At 66.2% G+C, this 3,135-nt stretch carries 2 protein-coding genes and 1 pseudogene; 2 read left to right on the top strand and 1 reads right to left on the bottom strand.

Annotated elements, in window-relative coordinates; all coding sequences use genetic code 11:
* A pseudogene (locus ACFE99_RS24335) lies at nucleotides 1-519 on the top strand (hypothetical protein); the annotation flags it as partial.
* Here the strand turns inward: ACFE99_RS24335 and ACFE99_RS24340 are convergent.
* On the bottom strand, nucleotides 520-1,692 hold the full coding sequence (locus tag ACFE99_RS24340) for an AI-2E family transporter (protein WP_375489338.1): 1,173 nt from the start codon (nucleotides 1,690-1,692) through the stop codon (nucleotides 520-522).
* 117 nt (nucleotides 1,693-1,809) lie between these two features.
* Between ACFE99_RS24340 and ACFE99_RS24345 the strand changes: the two genes are divergently transcribed.
* The gene (locus ACFE99_RS24345; protein ID WP_375489340.1) at nucleotides 1,810-3,060 is read left to right on the top strand and encodes a YbhN family protein; all 1,251 of its coding nucleotides are present in this window, start codon (nucleotides 1,810-1,812) and stop codon (nucleotides 3,058-3,060) included.
* The last annotated feature ends 75 nt before the right edge of the window (nucleotides 3,061-3,135 follow it).

Below are 3,135 nucleotides of genomic sequence, written 5' to 3' on the forward strand. Positions count from 1 at the left end.
CCCAAGAGCAGCGTCACGAACGCGGCTCCGCCTCACCGGCGTCCGCAAAAGCCCGGCCCGCCGCACGACCGCGAAATCGAGTCGTGGCTGAGCGAATTGCGCGACGGCCTAGACGTGCCCCGGGAACGGCCATCCCACGACCGCGACGTGCCTCCAGCGCCGCCGCGCCCGCGCGAACAGGGAATCCAGCCACGCCACGAACACGAGGAGCGCCCATCGGCTCGCTCACGGCAAGGTGACCGTCCAGCCGACGTGCCCGGCGCGGGCAACGCCGCGATACCCAAACCGTCGGCGGAGCAGACCCACGCGCTCCCCGTTCCGGACCACCGTCCCGACGCGCCAGCCGGAATCCCCGACGCCACCACCGCGATCCCGACTCCGCCGTCGGAGGAAAGCGACTCCGACGCGGCTACCGAGAAGCTCAACTCGCGCGGCCAGCGCGGCAACAGCGGCGACCAGACCCGTCAGCGCGGCAGCCTCAGCGCCCAGGATCTGCTGCGCCGCGAAGGCCGGTTCTAGCTAGTCCTCGGTACGCTCCTTCGACTCGCCGCCATGTGGCGCCGAGTGCGCTTCGACGCGATCCGGTTCGGCGTGGACGAGGGTCGAGCCGCCGTCGGCCGCCGCCTCCGCCTCGGGTGCGGGACCGGATGCCATCAGCGTCCGCACTGCACGGTCGACGAAGGCAATCGTCGGGACGGCCAGCAATGCACCGACAATGCCCGCCAATATCCCGCCGGTCGAAATACCCACCACCACACCCAACGGATGGATCGATACCGCGCGTCCCATGACCAGCGGCTGCAGCACATGCCCTTCCAACTGGTTGACCCCGATGAGCACCCCCAGCGTGATCAAGGCGTAAAGCCATCCCTTCGCGATCAACGCCACGATCACTGCCACGAATCCGCTAACCACCGCACCGACCAACGGGATGAACGCACCGAGAAACACCAGCGAGGCCAGCGGCAAAGCCAGCGGCACACTCATGATCGCCAGCCCGGTGCCGACACCGGCTGCGTCGACCAACGCCACCAGGAAAGTCGCCCGCACATAACCGATCAACGACTGGAACCCGGCGATGCCGGCTTTGTGGACCTTTTCGCGCACCTCGCTCGGGAAGATCTTGACCACGAACTGCCAGATGTTGCGGCCGCCGTACAAGAAGAAGATCAGCGTGAACAGCACCACGAACGCGCCGGTGACAATCTCGGTGATGGTGGTCGCTGTCGACAGCGCGCCGCTGGTCAGCTTGGACTGATTCTTTTGCAGCATGTCGGTCACGGTGTTGCCGATGTTGTTGACCTGGCCACGGCTCATGTGCACGGGCCCTTCGACGAGCCACTTGCGGGTCGAATCGATCAACCTTGTCACCTGGGTGACCAGCGCCGGCACACCATCGATGAACTGGGTGACGACGAAAGCCAGGACTCCGCCGATCGCCGCGAACCCGGCCAGCAACAGCAAAAACACCGCGAGGCCGCGGTGCACCCCGTGCCGGTCCAGCCAGTCGACGCCGGGCAATAGCAGTGCCGAGAGAATCAATGCCAGCGCCAGCGGAACGACGACCACCTCCAGCCGCTTCATCACCCAGAGCATCGCCACCAACGCAGCAAATAGCACCAACAGTCGCCACGACCACGCCGCCGCCTTGCGCACCAGCGGGTGAACCGATTCGTCGTCCAGCACAGCCATCCCGGTAGCGTATCCAGCCTGTCCGCGCTGAAACGGCCGAGAACCTGCGCAGCAAGCCGACACCCCGGCGAATCCGTGCGACGCTGATGGCGCGACCTGCACCGCTACCCTGAAGCAGTGCCGTATGACGCACCGGCCGGCCCCCTTCGCCATCAGCAGGAAGAACCTTCCCGCGGCAAGTATTGGTGGGTGCGCTGGGTGGTTCTGGCCATCGTGGCGATCGTGCTCGCGGTCGAGGTGGCGGTGGTATGGGATCAGCTTGCGAAAGCCTGGCAGAGCGTTATCTCGGCCAAGTGGTGGTGGTTGGTGGCGGCCGTGCTGGCGGCGGTCGCATCAATGCACAGCTTTGCGCAGGTACAACGCACCCTGCTGAAATCTGCCGGGGTACAAATCAAACAACTGCGCTCTGAAGCCGCCTACTACGCTGCCAACTCGTTGAGCACCACACTGCCGGGTGGACCGGTGCTAGCGGCCACATTTCTGCTTCGGCAGCAACGCGTCTGGGGTGCTTCCACGCTGGTGGCGTCCTGGCAGCTGGTGATGTCGGGCGTGCTGCAGGCGGTTGGGCTGGCGCTGCTCGGCCTGGGCGGCGCCTTCTTGCTGGGCGCGAAGAACAATCCGTTCTCGTTGATTTTCACGCTCGGCGGCTTTCTTACGTTATTGCTGCTGGCGCAGGCGGTGGCATCGCGGACAGAGCTGATCGACGGCATCGGGCTTCGCGTCCTGTCCTGGTTCAACAAGATTCGCGGGAAACCGGCCGACACCGGTGTGGAGAAGTGGCACGAGATTTTGACGCAACTGGAGTCGGTCAGCCTAGGGCGCCGCGATTTGACACTGGCGTTCAGTTGGTCGCTTGCCAACCGGATCACGGATGTCGCGTGCCTCGGATGTGCCGCTTATGCCACCGGCGGCAAGGCATCGCTGGCAGGCTTGATGGTCGCCTGTGCAGCCGCGCGCGCGGTCGGCACTATTCCGCTGATGCCGGGCGGCCTGCTGGTGGTCGAGGCGGTGCTGGTGCCCGGCCTGGTGTCCAGCGGCATGTCGCTGCCGGGCGCCATTTCCGCCATGCTGATCTACCGGGCAATCAGCTGGCTTTTCATCGCCGCCATCGGGTGGGCGGTGTTCTTCTTCGTGTTCCGCACCGAGAGCAGGGCCGAAGCCGACGCCGTCGATGACACCGCCGGAGCCGCCGCGCCGGACGTGGCTGCCTCACTACCGGGTGCCGATTCGAACAGCCCAGTCGAGTCGCCGCACATCGATACGAAACCGCCCGACGCCGCGGTGCAGGGCCCGCTGCTGCCTGCTAACCCCGACCGAACACCCGCCGACCGGCGCAACACTCCGCGCAATCCGCGCGGCAGCCCGTAACGCCGGAACGACCCCGTAGCGGCTGCGATTACCTGACTGCCGTTATCGGCGATGCGGCCGGACCCGGCTGGGGTC

Source organism: uncultured Mycobacterium sp. (genome assembly GCF_964249325.1).
GTDB lineage: Bacteria > Actinomycetota > Actinomycetes > Mycobacteriales > Mycobacteriaceae > Mycobacterium.

Bases quoted from the DNA above. Each gene is read 5' to 3' on its own strand.
- ACFE99_RS24340 (WP_375489338.1), bottom strand. From the start codon at position 1,692: ATGGCTGTGCTGGACGACGAATCGGTTCACCCGCTGGTGCGCAAGGCG.